This is a genomic window from Parabacteroides chongii (genome assembly GCF_029581355.1).
Lineage (GTDB): Bacteria > Bacteroidota > Bacteroidia > Bacteroidales > Tannerellaceae > Parabacteroides > Parabacteroides chongii.
Map to the genome: position 1 here is coordinate 260,763 of NZ_CP120849.1, position 14,229 is coordinate 274,991.

Annotated in this window: 11 protein-coding genes; 3 read left to right on the top strand and 8 right to left on the bottom strand. The window is 44.1% G+C overall.

Annotated elements, in window-relative coordinates; genetic code table 11:
• Positions 1 to 13: 13 nt before the first annotated feature.
• The 5 genes from P3L47_RS01180 to P3L47_RS01200 all read right to left on the bottom strand — a co-directional run bounded on the left by P3L47_RS01180 (position 14) and on the right by P3L47_RS01200 (position 8,030).
• Entirely contained in the window at positions 14 to 3,388 is a 3,375-nt protein-coding gene (locus P3L47_RS01180) for a SusC/RagA family TonB-linked outer membrane protein (RefSeq protein ID WP_277782454.1), read from the bottom strand.
• 206 nt (positions 3,389 to 3,594) lie between these two features.
• Positions 3,595 to 4,521 carry a FecR family protein gene (locus P3L47_RS01185; protein ID WP_277782455.1) on the bottom strand — a complete coding sequence of 309 codons (927 nt, stop codon included), beginning with the start codon at positions 4,519 to 4,521 and terminating at the stop codon, positions 3,595 to 3,597.
• An 89-nt stretch (positions 4,522 to 4,610) separates the two neighbouring features.
• Complete coding sequence (locus P3L47_RS01190; RefSeq protein ID WP_277782456.1) at positions 4,611 to 5,150, bottom strand: RNA polymerase sigma-70 factor; 540 nt, start codon at positions 5,148 to 5,150, stop codon at positions 4,611 to 4,613.
• Positions 5,151 to 5,270: 120 nt separating this feature from the next.
• A complete protein-coding gene (locus P3L47_RS01195; protein WP_277782457.1) occupies positions 5,271 to 6,791 on the bottom strand; it encodes a sulfatase in 1,521 nt (506 codons plus the stop codon).
• 18 nt (positions 6,792 to 6,809) lie between these two features.
• The gene (locus tag P3L47_RS01200; protein ID WP_122362421.1) at positions 6,810 to 8,030 is read right to left on the bottom strand and encodes an alkaline phosphatase family protein; all 1,221 of its coding nucleotides are present in this window, start codon (positions 8,028 to 8,030) and stop codon (positions 6,810 to 6,812) included.
• A gap of 379 nt (positions 8,031 to 8,409) precedes the next feature.
• Here P3L47_RS01200 and P3L47_RS01205 point away from each other — a divergent pair, with 379 nt between their 5' ends.
• Complete coding sequence (locus P3L47_RS01205) at positions 8,410 to 9,417, top strand: alpha/beta hydrolase (RefSeq protein ID WP_277782458.1); 1,008 nt, start codon at positions 8,410 to 8,412, stop codon at positions 9,415 to 9,417.
• On the opposite strand, the gene P3L47_RS01210 is transcribed toward P3L47_RS01205, so the two are convergent.
• Positions 9,418 to 10,803 (bottom strand): protein kinase domain-containing protein, encoded by a 1,386-nt coding sequence (locus P3L47_RS01210; protein ID WP_122362423.1) that lies wholly within the window; start codon positions 10,801 to 10,803, stop codon positions 9,418 to 9,420.
• 140 nt (positions 10,804 to 10,943) lie between these two features.
• Between P3L47_RS01210 and P3L47_RS01215 the strand changes: the two genes are divergently transcribed.
• Positions 10,944 to 12,431, top strand: a complete 1,488-nt coding sequence (locus P3L47_RS01215) for a capsule assembly Wzi family protein (RefSeq protein WP_277782459.1) — start codon at positions 10,944 to 10,946, stop codon at positions 12,429 to 12,431.
• Between the two features lie 2 nt (positions 12,432 to 12,433).
• Here the strand turns inward: P3L47_RS01215 and P3L47_RS01220 are convergent, their stop codons facing one another.
• Positions 12,434 to 13,171, bottom strand: a complete 738-nt coding sequence (locus P3L47_RS01220; protein WP_122362488.1) for a lysophospholipid acyltransferase family protein — start codon at positions 13,169 to 13,171, stop codon at positions 12,434 to 12,436.
• A 139-nt stretch (positions 13,172 to 13,310) separates the two neighbouring features.
• On the opposite strand from P3L47_RS01220, the gene P3L47_RS01225 reads away from it, so the two are divergent.
• Positions 13,311 to 13,481, top strand: coding sequence for a hypothetical protein (locus P3L47_RS01225; RefSeq protein ID WP_199715697.1), 171 nt, complete (start codon positions 13,311 to 13,313; stop codon positions 13,479 to 13,481).
• Positions 13,482 to 13,561: 80 nt separating this feature from the next.
• Here the strand turns inward: P3L47_RS01225 and P3L47_RS01230 are convergent, their stop codons facing one another.
• Entirely contained in the window at positions 13,562 to 13,882 is a 321-nt protein-coding gene (locus P3L47_RS01230; RefSeq protein WP_122362425.1) for a DUF3467 domain-containing protein, read from the bottom strand.
• Positions 13,883 to 14,229: the final 347 nt, after the last annotated feature.

The following is a 14,229-nucleotide window of genomic DNA, read 5'->3' on the forward strand; positions in this document are numbered from 1 at the left end:
CTCATAACCTCCATTAAAATTTAAGATTCACGCCAAATGTAAAATTACGCAAGACAGGATAGAATTGTCCACCACTATAGGCATCGTCTTTAGCCGAGTTAATTTCAGGATCCCAGCCATCCGGATAACTATGGAATGTAAATGGGTTTTCTGCAGCCGCATAAATGCGTAAACTTGAAATCACCGAATTTTGCAACAACTTCTTCGGGAGCGTATATCCCAACTGTATATTTTTGACACGCAGATAAGAAGCATTACGAACCCAATAGTCGGATGTCTGTGTATTATGTCCGCCTGCAGTTCCGATATTTTCCAGACGCGGATACTTCGCATAACGATTCGGATTTTCCGGATCGAAAGCTTCTTCCATCTGCCATTTCTGTACATTACCTTCAGAGAAGAATGCCCAGGCAGAATAATTATTCAACATACCTTTCACACCGGCAACGCCCTGTAAGAAAAGATTCAGGTCAAAACCCTTATAAGCAGCATTCAATGAAACACCAAATGTATATTTCGGGATTCTGGAACCCAGATAAACACGGTCATAGGTAGCATCCACTTTTCCATCAGGAACACCGTCCGGACCGGAAATATCTTTGTAACGGATATCACCCGGCTTCGTATTTGCCTGGTTTCTACCGAAAGCAGACTGGTCCGTATGGGCAAACCATGCATCGATATCAGCCTGGTCCGTGAATACGCCATCAGTCAGATAACCGTAATACATTTGCATCGGATAGCCTACGAACAGATTAGAACCGTTACCAACCATACCATTCGGCTGGTCCACATTACCCACTCCCAGTGATTTCACTTCGTTATTGATAATACTGAAATTAGCATTTACGCCGTAACTGAACTCGCCGATCGTATTCCTGTGTCCTACTTCAAACTCCCAACCATGATTGAGCGCTTCACCGGTATTGACTTCGCTCATATTAAGTCCGAAAATGGAAGAAGCACTGGCATTCGGCTTAAACAAAATATCGTATGTATAACGATGGAAATAAGAGATATTGGCACTCAGCAAGCCATTCCACAAAATAGACTCGAAACCGGCATCGACCGTACGTGTTGTTTCCCATTTCAGTTTAGGATCCGTATAGTTGACCAATTGTGCCCCTTGCTGTATAACACCTCCAAGCGGATAGTTATATTCATTACCCAGCACATACACAGAATGGTAAGCATAATTACCTATATTATTATTACCCAGGATACCGACAGAAGCTTTCAACTTCAGGTTGCTAATGAACGATAGTTTTTCATTTTCCTTCATGAAGTTTTCTTCCGAAATACGCCAGCCAATAGCCCCCGAAGGGAAAAATGCATAACGGGAATCCGACGGAAAACGCGAAGAACCGTCATAACGCATGGTTACTTCTGCCAGATAACGTTCCGCATAGTTATATTGAGCACGTCCGAAAACAGACTGGATCACCCAATCTTTACCACCGCCGGTATTCGTCTGTACATCCGGCGAACCAACCGTCAGATACGGATAGTTGTTATTCGGGAAGTTCTGACGTCCTGCTTCCAGGTCACGTTCTCTTTCGTCTTCCCAGGAATAACCGACCAATACATCCAGGTTATGCAGTTCATTAAAAGTCTTCACATAATTAGCTGTCGCCTGGAATGACTTATATTCCGTATTGGTGTTCTTCTCCTTCAATTTAGACGGGCCTAACGTATTGATCGTCCCATCGATATTCACCGGAAGAGTTGCTTTATAATCTTTCTCCTGTGCATTCGTAAAATTATATGCACCGGTAGCAGTCAACTTCAACCCTTTTATCGGTTCATAATCCAAACTGACAGTAGCGTTAAAGCGTTTAACGGGTTTTTCCGAAAAAGATTCGGAAGCCAGCCAGGCTTTCGGAGTACCAAAGTTTTTAACACCCGGCCCCCAGGTCCCGTCGCTAAGCATGGAGGGACGATATCCAGGAAAACGTAATCCCTGCTGGATCAGCAACAACATTCCGTCGCCATCGATTGCACCTGCCGTACCCGGCTCTTTGGTCGTTGCATGATCACCACGCATGCGGACCGTCATTTTCAGATTATCAGTCAAATTGGATGTCAGGTTTACACGAGCCGTATATCGGGAATAGTTATTCCCCGGAACAATACCATCCTGACTCAAATAGCCGAATGAGGTAAAATACTGGCTGCGATCGTTACCGCCCGTAACAGATATATCATGACCGGTTTGAATACCGTTTCCGGAGAAAATATCATCGACAAACTTCTCATTAGCCCAACGGTCCGGCTGGCTACCGTCACGCATGGCCTGGATTTCTGCATCGGTAAAGCGGGTAATACCTTCAGCCTGATTCAACAAGCGGGCATAATCCCATGAATCTACATATTGAGGCAGTTCCGTTGCCCGGTTAAAACCGACATAACCATTGTAGGAGATCGCAACTTTCTGTTCTCTACCCAGCTTAGTCGTCACCAACACAACGCCATTCGCCGCACGTGCTCCATAGATCGCAGCCGTAGAAGCATCTTTCAGGACAGAAACCGATTCAATATCATTCGGATTGATGTCTGTCATATTACCGGGAATACCATCGATCAATACCAATGCATCCGGTGTCGCACCAAAAGAACCGACACCACGTACACGAATCGTACCTGTATTATCGCCCGGACGTCCTCCCGGCTGAGTAATCGTTACACCCGGCATCTGACCGGTCAATGCGGAAACGACAGAAGAAGTCGCACGATTCTCCAGCTTTTCAGCACCTACCATCGCAATAGAACCGATCACATTCACCTTTTTCTGTGTACCGTATCCAACAACTACGACTTCATCCAATGCTTGGGAATCTTCTTTCAGAACAACGGCCAATGCAGATTCATTGCCTACTTTCATTTCCTGCTCTACATAACCTATATAAGTAATGGATAAAACAGCTCCGGCCGGAACTTCAAGGCTAAACTTTCCGTCCAGATCCGTTACCGTTCCGTTCGTTGTTCCCTTTACAACTACATTCGCCCCGATCACAGGATATCCGGTCTGGTCGACAACAGTTCCGGTGATCTTACGATCCTGTTGGGTTGCTTGCGCGGAAGCATCCTCATCTCTTTTGGATAAAACGATATTCACGCCCTCCAACTTAAAGGTCAACCCTGTATTTTTCAAAATAGTTTCTAAGACTTCACGGACAGAAACATCCGACACATTCACTGATACATTCTGTTTCAAATCGATGTTTCGATTTGAAATAAACAGATAGTCTGTTTGACTTTCGATAGCTTCAAGAACTTCGCTCAAATGAGCCTGTTGCTTGTTCAAACTGACTTTTGCATTTTGGGAGTTTGCCGGATTAGCAAACGCAAAAGCTGAACATAATAACAAAAAACCTGTCGTTAACTTCATAACTCTACCCGTTTGTTTTCCTCCCGAATCTTTTTCTTCCAAAGACCCAGATAAAAAAAGTTTTTTCATACCTTTGTTTACGATTTTAAATTAGTAAGTATATTTATAAATGTACTGCTTGACCGGTGGTTGTTGGCGCAACTGCCGGTCCTTTTTTTCAGCGTGTTTTTTCATGTTCTTTTCCTCATAGGCAATTCCTTTTTTTATTAGTTAATATATATAATGTTAGTTTCTTCATCACGCTTATAGGTGAATGGGAAATCGTTCTGCAACACACGTAAGGCATGGTCCACTCCATCCGAAATACGCAGCTTCCCATTATATCCGAGATCACCGACTTTCTGGTTATTTACCACAATCCTGACATCGTAAAATTTCTCAAACAATTCCATAACAGCATCAAACGATTTATTCTCAATATAAATCAGACCGTCTTTCCAACGGCAACTATTCCCGTCGGTTGTAGAAGAGACTTCCAGGCGGCCTCCCACCAACTGAGCCGTTTGTCCGGGCGAGAGAAAAACGGTTTCGGGATCTGTCGAATTATATAGTTTCACTTTTCCGTTGTAAAGCATTGTCCTGAATGCCGGCTTATCGGCATAGGCTTCTACATTGAAAGTCGTACCCAACACCTCTACATTATATTTATCTGTTTTTACAATGAAAGGTTTCTTGTCTTTCACCACCTCAAAATAAGCTTCCCCATCCAATATGATTTCTCTGTTTTTAGAAGAGAATGCGATGGGATAACGCAAAGTCGTATTGGCATTCAACCAAACACTCGTACCATCCGGCAATATTATGTTTGTCCGGTTACCGACAGGAACATGCACTGTCTGGACTGCATGCAGCAGTTGTTCGTTCCGATAAGTGTCATAAGTATAGAAACCTCCCAGCAAAAACAACACCGATGCAACAATCCCCACATAACGGATGACCCGCGGAGAAAGATGAAAATACTTTTTACGGGTCAATGCCTGTTCGTCTACCAACAAAGAAGCATCGAACCGAATCCTTTCGCTGATAAAAACCTGACGATTGGCTTCATCGCTTTCCAGCCATTGTCGTATATCTTCTTTTTCAGCCTCCGGGCTTTGTCCTAAAAAGTAACGTGTCAATATATGTCGATCCATTTGCATCTATATTCTTTTGTGTGTACAATAATAGAGCAACCGACCAGGCAAAAATCCCAAACGACAATGGAACTTTTTTCAAAAAAAATTCAATTAAAGAATAAAAGGAGAAAGGGGACGTAGTCTTTCAGGCGATGTTTAAGATGGTCATTCGCCTTATTTATATGGTAATCGATCTTCTGCTGGGAGACACCCAACAGTTGGGCAATTTCTTTCCTGGATTTATTTTTCAGCCTGTTTAACAAGAAGATCTCCCTGGTTTGTTCGGGTAACTCAGCCAGGGAGTCTTCTACTATTTTGAGAATATCTTTTGTGAAAATAGTTGCATAGCTTTCACTCTCCAACGTTTGGATACGCATATCGATCTCCCAGTCGTACAGATTAGCATAATTTTTACTATACTCCCATTCTACCTGCACATGCTTCAGATAATTAAGGCATTTATTCTTTACCGACTGAAGTATATAACCTAACACATCCATGTCTGCCGCCAGCTTATGCCGATTTTCCCAATAATAAAGCAATGCATCATGGGTCATGTCTTCAGCTGTCGGTTCATCATTCACATAATAATAGGCATACCGTACAAAACGCTGATGATACGTATTGTAAAACGTTGCAAAGTTCATTTCAGAATTGACTTCCAAAGGATTTATTATGTCTCTATAGGTACTCAAAGATGTATTAGTTTTCTCACTATGCAAAAATAACAATTTTTATGACAATTACTACTAAACCGATCAAAGTTGTTAGAAGACATCAGAGAAGAACGGTTTCAGCGGATTACCCTTTGCATCCTCCGGATAAAGTGCCCCTTCAGCTTCAAGCTGAGCACTCATGGCTTGCACCATAGCCTTCACACGACTTTTGTCACGAAGCGAGAGATCGAGCGTTTCGCCCGGGTCCTTCTTCAGGTTATATAAACGGTAACGGGGCTCGGCGGGCCTTTCCGGATTATAATAATAAATCAGTTTCCAATCGCCATCAATGTAGGTAGTGAAATAACTTCCGCGATGTTCGTGGGGAAAATGCATCAATACCTTTTCCGAACGGATATTGTTCTTTTTTCCTTCCAGCTGAACGCGCAAGTCCACACCGTCAACCGCATGTCCTTGGGGATTATCAGCTCCGGCAAGGGACAAAACTGTCGGATAGATATCCATCACCGTACCCAGCTGGCGCTGAATGCCGCCTATTTCAATCGGTAGTTTCTTTTGATTCGAATTTTGAAAATCCGGCTTTCCCCAGCAAGCAATGAACGGAACACGGACACCGCCCTCATACTCCGTGCCTTTCTTTCCCCGCAACGGAGCAGAAGAGGTATAGCCTTTATCGTCTCCGAGAGGAGCATCGGAACCGTTGTCTCCCAGGAACAGAATCAATGTATTTTCTGCTATTCCCAGTTCTTCCAGGTGATCCATAATATCGCCCAACGATTTATCCATGCCTTCTATCAGCGTAGCGAAATCGGCTGCCACCTTCGGTTTTCCCGTATACCGGTAATGTTCGGCAAAACGCTTATCGGGTTCAAACGGACCATGTACTGCGTAATGAGACATATACAGGAAGAAAGGTTTCTTCTCGCCTACCGCTTCATTGATCTGTTTGTTAGCTTCCAAAGTCAATGCCTCACTCAAAAAGACATCCGTGCCATGATATTTCTCCAGTCCCGGCACGGCACGGCTTTTATTTCCTTTGATGTTTCCGTAACCGTTCTCTCCATAGTAACTTCCCGGTTGTCCGATTGAAGAGCCTGCGATATTCACGTCGAAGCCGATATTGCAGGGATTTTTCCCTTCACTGTCCTGACAGCCGAAATGAGCCTTGCCGACATGGATCGTCTTATATCCGGCATCATGCAGGACACGGGGTAAAGTAACATCACTTTTCGTCAGCCCTTTCCAATTCCAACCTTCCGGTCCGAACGGAGTTTTGTTGTTACTTTCCGAATTGATCCAGTTGGTCGTACCGTGCCGGGTCGAGTTTTGTCCGGTCATAATAGAGGCACGCGACGGCGAACTGACGCTTTGAGCATAGAAAGTCGAGAAACGAATACCCTGACGCGCCATTCGTTCCATGTTGGGTGTCTGATACCAGTCGTTCAACGGATGACGAACCGGATTACCCTCCGCATCCGTCAGGAAAGGCAGCGAAGTATCCATCAATCCCATATCATCGACCAGGAAAACAATGATGTTCGGACGCTCCTGAGCCATCATCGGCTGGGCGCCCAAAAGCAATAAAATTGATACACAAAGAGTTTTTTTCATACCATTTGATTTATATGTCTATTTTTGTAACCAGCGATTCAAATGATTTCCGGGAGCCGCCACGACGAACTTATAGAGCTTCGAAGAGGGCAAGGTTTGCAGATCGACCGTATATTTCGTCGCTCCGGCAGGAAGCTCGGCTACCTTTATCCACTCGTCTTTGCCGCCCTCCTTAAATTTGTTTCCGGCAGCGGCATAGACCGTAACAGGGACGTTTCCGGAATAAGACTTCCAAGATAGTTCCACCGTATTGTCATAAGGCATAGTCTGTAAATCGTAAATATCCGCCTTACCGATGAACGGCATGCCATCCTGTTCCCAAAGGACAGCCTGCGGGACTTCGAAGCCTAGGTAACGACAAATGGAAGGGGCAATATCCGTGATAGCCAATCCGCCTGCCGTGAAATGGCTGTTTACCGGAACATTCGTCGAAATCCAGGTAGTACGTTCGCGCCAGGACTGCCCGCCATGTCCGTGACCGTTCTCGCCACGGCCGTGATCGGTCGTTACGACGATCATCCATTCTTCGTCGAAATTGGCTTCGCGATACTTGACGGCTTCCCAAATACGGGCAACCTGGTCGTCCGCCTTCCGCACATATTCATCGAAGAAAGCGCCGTTGCCGGCAATATGTCCCGCATCGTCGGTGTACCACAAATACACCCAGCTCAGATCGGGTGCATCCTTACGGATTCCTTCCGCGGCATCTTTCGAGATTTGTTCGTCGATGTCGAAGATATGCAAATCCTTCTCTTTCTTCGGGAAACGGATCGTATCCAGGTCGTAGCCGTCTTTCACATAATCTATTTTCAGATGGTTTGTTTCCTTCTTTCCCTCTCCGATCAGGACTGTACGATTGTCCGTCCAGCTGGAATAGATGGCTGTTTTATAGTCTTTCGGCTGTTCTTTGGCAATCCGGAAGATAGTCCAGTAATTATAGTTGGGCTGCAGGTCGGAGTTACCGCCTACATTATGTTTGTTAAACCAGGTAGCTGTCAGCAAATTGGTATAGCCGATAGCAGAAATCGTTGCCGTTTGGGAATATTGTCCTATCTCACCGCCCGTATAAGCTCTCGCATACGCTCCCCTGGAAGCGATATCGAATATGGCGGGCGTGTGAAGCCGCTCGATTTGGTCGGCAGGAACCCCGTCAATGATTATATACACGGCTTTCTTAGTTTTTGCAAACAAACTGGTGCAACACAGGCATACCAGCAACAAATAATAAATACGTCTCATAACTATCTTCCCTTAATGTTTACTAATGAAGTCCTAAAAGTACACATTTCTTTTGTTTAATGAAATAAAGAGCAGGACTTATCAAACTAACCGGCAGGATACGACTATTTAATTCGCTTATCGTATACTTTTACTGTTTTTCTTCCCTATTCCTTTGCTTTTGAGCTAGCTCAAAATTAATTTTTGGCTAGCATAAATTTAATTTCGAGCATGCTAAAAATTAAATTCAAGCATGCCAAAACGAATAAAAATACGGGAGGAAAGAACTACTTAGTCGTATCTAAAAGATTAAAATATCAGCATCTACGTTCTAATTGTTTACCTACCTTTGTGTCCGGAACAATGACATACCGATCACGGTTATAAAAGGAAAACGATTATGAGACGCAAACTGTTTTTTACGACCTTACTTATTTCGTTGGCTATCAGCATTTATGCACAATACGTCCCCGATGTACTGGGAGACGGATACCTGCGGCGTACGTTTCAGATGCCCGACGATTATGAAGGGAAAGTGGTCTGCACATTGGTAAAAAAGCCCCGGCTGACGGATGTGAAACAGGCAGTATTATATATCCACGGTTATAACGACTATTTCTTCCAAAAGCAGTTGGGAGACAGCGTGAATGCGCATGGTTACAACTTTTACGCGATGGATCTGAGGAAATACGGGCGCTCGATCCTACCGAACCAAAATCCTTTTTTCTGCAAAAGCCTTACGGAATATTTTGCCGATATCGATACGGCGCTGGCAACCATACGGTCGGAAGGGAACGACAAGATACTGCTGATGGCGCATTCAACGGGCGGATTGATCACCCCGCTCTATCTGGATAGTAAAAAAGGAAACCTCCCGGTAGACGGACTGATACTGAACAGTCCTTTCCTGGACTGGAACTTCGGTTGGTTTATGGAGAAGGTGGCTATTCCGGCCGTCGCGTTCGTCGGGAGACTGTTCCCGAACCTGACCGTGCAGGGCTACGGCATCGCCTCTTATGCACACAGCCTGCTGAAGCAATTCAAAGGGGAATGGGAATATGATACAAACTGGAAAATGATCAACGGACACCCTAAAAAGGCGGGGTGGATAAAAGCGATCCAGGAAGGACAGCAGAAAGTCCGGAAAGGGCTGAAGCTGGATTGCCCGATCCTTGTGATGTCATCCAACCGTTCTTATCCGGAGACAGAGGAGTGGCACAACGAATACCTGTCGTCCGATATCGTGCTCAATGTGCATGATATTCAGAAGTATGCGCCTAAACTGGGAGACTATGTCACACGCGACACGATCGTGGGCGGCATACACGATCTGATCCTCTCGGAAAAGCCTTCCCGTGATCATACTTACCAAACGGTATTCAGCTGGATGACGGAAAAGAACTTCTGATTATTTTCTTCGCAAAGCGGAAATGTGCTGCTTGCTCAGATTGTTCATATCTTCCAGGATATAACGGTTGACATAGCTAAAGCTGAAACGGAAGAAATAATCGCGCAACGTTCCGGTATTGGCAGGAGAAGCCAGGCTGTGGAGGTGGTTCAAAGCGATGAAAGTATAGCCCTCACGAGGGATACGGTTGTAAAATTCGATCTTGGTGCGGTCCAGGGCAATGATATCTCCGTCACTTTCCGCGAAACCGTTCATGGCTTCCTCCCAGGTTATCTGCGTATGGTCTTTATAAACGGCCCAGCGGTATACGTCCTTGCCGTTCACCTTTTCCGGCAAGGTGTTCGAATGGTGGACCAGGATATAGTCGTTCCGCATGTCATTGTCGCTATGAATCCAAATATCCAGCACTTTATACTGGGCGGAGTTATCGAACTTGATATATCCGTTCTTGCATATCTGCGGGGAAAAGATATTCCGCTCCACATCCGTAAAGTAAATCAGATTGCTGCCGAAAAAGTCTTTTCGGGATACAAATTCGGAGAAGAGCTTGTTGATCTTCGTCTGGTCGGAGCAATGGACAAACTCAGGCAGTTCCTTAGGAAAGTTCTTCCTGCATATCAGGCTGAACTCTTTCAGCAGCTCGTTCGGATCGCGCTCTTTCTGAATCTCGACGAAAGACAAGATCTCATCTACCGAACGGAAGCGCCGGCTGCTATCTTCGGTCAGACAGCGTTCCACAATCTCATCATACATCTTCAAAGACGGAAATACCTTGCTTACGGCTGCGTCATTACCGGTATTGCCAAAGGCATACCATTGCAGCACCTCTCCTATCGCGGTAATGTCGGAACAGCCGGAATCACTGCTTTCAACAATAGAGACATCGGTCAATACAAACTCATGATGATCGTCCACCAGGATATTGCGCGGTCTGATCGCCCCGTGGCAGATTCCCATACTATGTAGGAAATGCACAGTATTGGTCAGAAAGCGGAACAGCTTGAGAAAGGTATCCACCGAAAGAATATTCCTGTATTCTTCCAGCGAACATTTATACAACTTCATGACCAGGACGGGAATCTCCTCTCCGTGTATGGTCACAATATCAAAGTCGGCATACTGTACAATGTTATTTCTTGTTTCCAGAAGAGAGAGTGTCAGATATCGAGCTTTAAGCTTATTTAACCATATAACCTTTCCCTCATCATCTCCTTTGAATAAAAAGAATTTCAAGGCAACGTCGTTTCCATTCATTCGGGCTTTGAAGACTATGCCCGTTTCCCCCTTTCCCAAAGGCAGGGAATCTAACTGGCATTCTCCCAAAGATAATGAAATTCTATACTTTTCAAGTTCCAGAAATTCAAAAAATAGTTGCTTATCATCCATATTAAACGTTGTAAATCAAGCTGTGACAACAAAGATACAATTATATTTGTATTTTTATAATGCTTAAGCTTCTTTTTTAAATGCGCCTGTAGCAGCATTATAATTATCATTACCTTTGTTGCGGACAAAATTTAATTAGAATGAAAGCCTTACATAGCATATTAGCCGGAATAATTTTGCTCAGCATTTCAGCGCATGGTTATTCCCAAATCAACAAGACGCAAGATTCCACCATTTATAAAGTAGAGCTGTTCGGTTCTGCCGCCACCAGTTCAAACACGCCGTTCTGGATGGTTAGCAACCGGTACGGAGTTGTCCCTTTGGATGCAGGGAACGGTTTTTTAGATGCCGGAGTGTTCCACAATCAGCATTTTGGGAATAAGTTCCGCTGGGGTGCCGGACTGGACGTTATTGCTGCCGTCCCGCGCCATCGCAATGTGTTTATTCAGCAGGCTTATGCGGAAATCGGATACCGGAGTTTACTGCTTAGCGTCGGTAGCAAAGAACGCTATAATTCGTTATGGGACCGTAATCTGAGCTCTGGCGATATGGTACAATCTCCCAATGCGCGCCCTATTCCGGAAGTCAACCTGAGCATGCCGGAGTTTACCGTTGTCCCCTGGACAAAGGGTTTGCTGCAGGTCAGAGGGGATTTTGCCATGGGCAGATCGTTCGATACCGATTATCTGGAGGATTTTGCCAATGTAAAACAAACGTATGTAAAGAATGTATTATGGCATCATAAATCCTTTTTCCTCCGCATCAAGGATACAAGAAATGATTTCCCGTTGTCTTTCACGATGGGTGCACAACACTTCGCCCAGTGGGGAGGGACATCGACCAATCCCAAGATAGGTAAACAGCCTCAGTCTTTTAAAGACATGATACGTGTCATTTTCGGACAAAAAGGAGGAGAGGACGCCACTCTGTCGGATCAGATCAATGTATTGGGAAGCCATTACGGTTCCTTCGATTTCAAATTAAGTTACACTACAAAAGATTGGGGAGGACATTTTTACTACCAACATTACTTCAATGACAAATCAGGCATAGAGTTTGCCAACAAAAGCGACGGGCTATGGGGGATACAAATAGATCTGCCGGCTACTCCGTGGTTGAGCAAAATAGTCGGTGAATATCTGGTTACGATGAACCAAAGTGGTCCTATGCATTTTATCGATTTTGACCACGACAAATGGGAAGGCGGACGCGGAGGCGGAAACGATGATTATTATAACAATGGGGAATATCTGACAGGTTTCTCCTATTTCAACCGGGGAATAGGTTCACCGTTGATCCCTGCGCCTGAATATAACGAAGATGGTATTCTCGGTTTCAAGAACAACCGGGTTAAAAGCTGGCATATAGGAGCTGAAGGTTCTATTAATGCGCTTCTCTCCTACCGTGTATTGTTCACGGCGATGAACGGCTGGGGCACCTCCTACTTACCGTTCTTGAACAAAAAGTACGGCACTTCCACTCTGATAGATATCAACTACACGCATCCGCAGTTAAAAGGCTGGTTGTTCACCGGCTCTGTCGCTGCCGATTCCGGAACGATGATAGGGAAAGGTGTCGGTTTCAGTTTGGGCGTGACTAAAACCGGCCTGCTGAAAGCCTGGAAGTAATTTCATTTATACTTATCCCATAAAGCGGAAGCAATAATCTCCTGCGTATGATCCGCAAACTGCTGCATGCTTTTATGGGATGAATCCATATCGTTTGTCGAAATAGCCGGATGGATCACCATTTCCATCTTATGACGGTGTACATTCAGTGAACCGATCGGCAGGACATCGAAAGGTCCGTTCAGCGTGATCGGCAGGATAGGCAAATGCTGGTCGAACGCCATTTGATAGGCCCCTTTCTTAAACCGGATCATTTTGCCGGTATACGTACGCGATCCTTCCGGAAATACGACCACCGAAGCACCGTTCTTCAGACAACGTTCGGCTTCCTGTACACTACGGATAGCGGCTTTAGGGGTTGAGTTATCCACAAAAATAAACCCGGCAGCCCGGCAGGCAGCCCCGACAAAAGGAATCTTTCCAATGCCTGCTTTCATAACCCATTTAATGGGAACTCCCAGAAAGCCATAAATCAGAAAAATATCAAATGCTCCCTGATGGTTCGCCACAAATACATACGATTGCTTACGGTCTATATTCTCCCGTCCCTTTACTTTCACCGGACAAAGTGCCAGATAACATGTCAGTCGCGACCAAATCATCCCCGGGTAATAAGCGAAAATCTTTTCTCCTCCCAATAGACAACCAATAATAACGGTTAAGGCTGTAACGATAGTAAGCACCACAAAGACAGGTACGAAAAACAGCCATAAATAAACCAAGTAAAGTATTCGTAGCATATATAACTGTATTGATACTACAAATATAGGAGCTAAATTCGATGGTTTCATTATTTTTATTCTAAAATATTTTTGCAATCGGGTTATTATTACTTTATTTGCGGTAGAAAAGAAAATAATTATAAAAACATCTATAACCATGAACGAATTAGTTAAAAATCTTGGGGTAATCGTGCTCTTAATCGGTGTAATCATTCTTGCTGTACCGGCTATTACCGGAGGTGTAACTAACACTATCCTTATTGCAGGTTTGGCTATTATCATCATTGGTTACATCGGTCACATTGTTATCAACAAGAAAGTGCAGTAACACACAAGCTCAAAAATTAAAAAAGGGATCGTTTCTATTATCAAGAAACGATCCCTTTTCTTTTGGGAAGAGACTATAAATCAAGCTTCTCCCTGAACACCACCCATCGGCGGCATAAAATCTTCGAAGTTAGCAGTCTTATTATTGCCACCTTTCAACTGTTCTTCATATTTTGCCAGGTTATCCTGCAAAGCAAAAAACAATCGTTTAGCATTATCCGGAGTCAGGATGACACGGCTTTTCACCTGTGCTTTCGGAGCGCCCGGAACCACGCGGATAAAGTCGAGTATAAACTCAGATGTTGAATGTGAGATAATTGCCAGATTAGCATAAGTACCTTGTGCCATCTCTTCAGACAGTTCTACCTGTATCTCGTTAGACGTTTTTTTATCGTTCTCCATTTTCTTTATGTTTTAAGTTTAACTAATTCGGGCACAAATATACAGATATAAGAAATATCCATGAAATATATTGCAAATAAAAAGGGCCACCTTCACAGGCGACCCTTTTCCAGTTGTGTTTTTAATTCTCAATTCTTTAGACCAATGTAAAAAAAATACCTTATTGTGTTTAATATTTATTATCCTGACTTTTAGGCTAAGGTTTTTCAGTTCAAACGCACATCTGCATCATGAACGCAACAAAGATACAAACTGTACAAAAAACCTCCAAACACAAAGTTGCTATTAACTAATATTTCTCCGATAATTAACAAAATAAAACATCTATAAAAATAGATATAAATGGA

What these genes read in the sequence shown, in the direction of transcription:
- P3L47_RS01200 (WP_122362421.1), bottom strand. Translation starts at nt 8,030, where the DNA reads ATGAGACGTATTTATTATTTGTTGCTGGTATGCCTGTGTTGCACCAGT.
- P3L47_RS01195 (WP_277782457.1), bottom strand. Translation starts at nt 6,791, where the DNA reads ATGAAAAAAACTCTTTGTGTATCAATTTTATTGCTTTTGGGCGCCCAG.
- P3L47_RS01180 (WP_277782454.1), bottom strand. Translation starts at nt 3,388, where the DNA reads ATGAAGTTAACGACAGGTTTTTTGTTATTATGTTCAGCTTTTGCGTTT.
- P3L47_RS01215 (WP_277782459.1), top strand. Translation starts at nt 10,944, where the DNA reads ATGAAAGCCTTACATAGCATATTAGCCGGAATAATTTTGCTCAGCATT.
- P3L47_RS01225 (WP_199715697.1), top strand. Translation starts at nt 13,311, where the DNA reads ATGAACGAATTAGTTAAAAATCTTGGGGTAATCGTGCTCTTAATCGGT.
- P3L47_RS01185 (WP_277782455.1), bottom strand. Translation starts at nt 4,521, where the DNA reads ATGGATCGACATATATTGACACGTTACTTTTTAGGACAAAGCCCGGAG.
- P3L47_RS01190 (WP_277782456.1), bottom strand. Translation starts at nt 5,150, where the DNA reads ATGAACTTTGCAACGTTTTACAATACGTATCATCAGCGTTTTGTACGG.
- P3L47_RS01210 (WP_122362423.1), bottom strand. Translation starts at nt 10,803, where the DNA reads ATGGATGATAAGCAACTATTTTTTGAATTTCTGGAACTTGAAAAGTAT.
- P3L47_RS01230 (WP_122362425.1), bottom strand. Translation starts at nt 13,882, where the DNA reads ATGGAGAACGATAAAAAAACGTCTAACGAGATACAGGTAGAACTGTCT.
- P3L47_RS01205 (WP_277782458.1), top strand. Translation starts at nt 8,410, where the DNA reads ATGAGACGCAAACTGTTTTTTACGACCTTACTTATTTCGTTGGCTATC.
- P3L47_RS01220 (WP_122362488.1), bottom strand. Translation starts at nt 13,171, where the DNA reads ATGCTACGAATACTTTACTTGGTTTATTTATGGCTGTTTTTCGTACCT.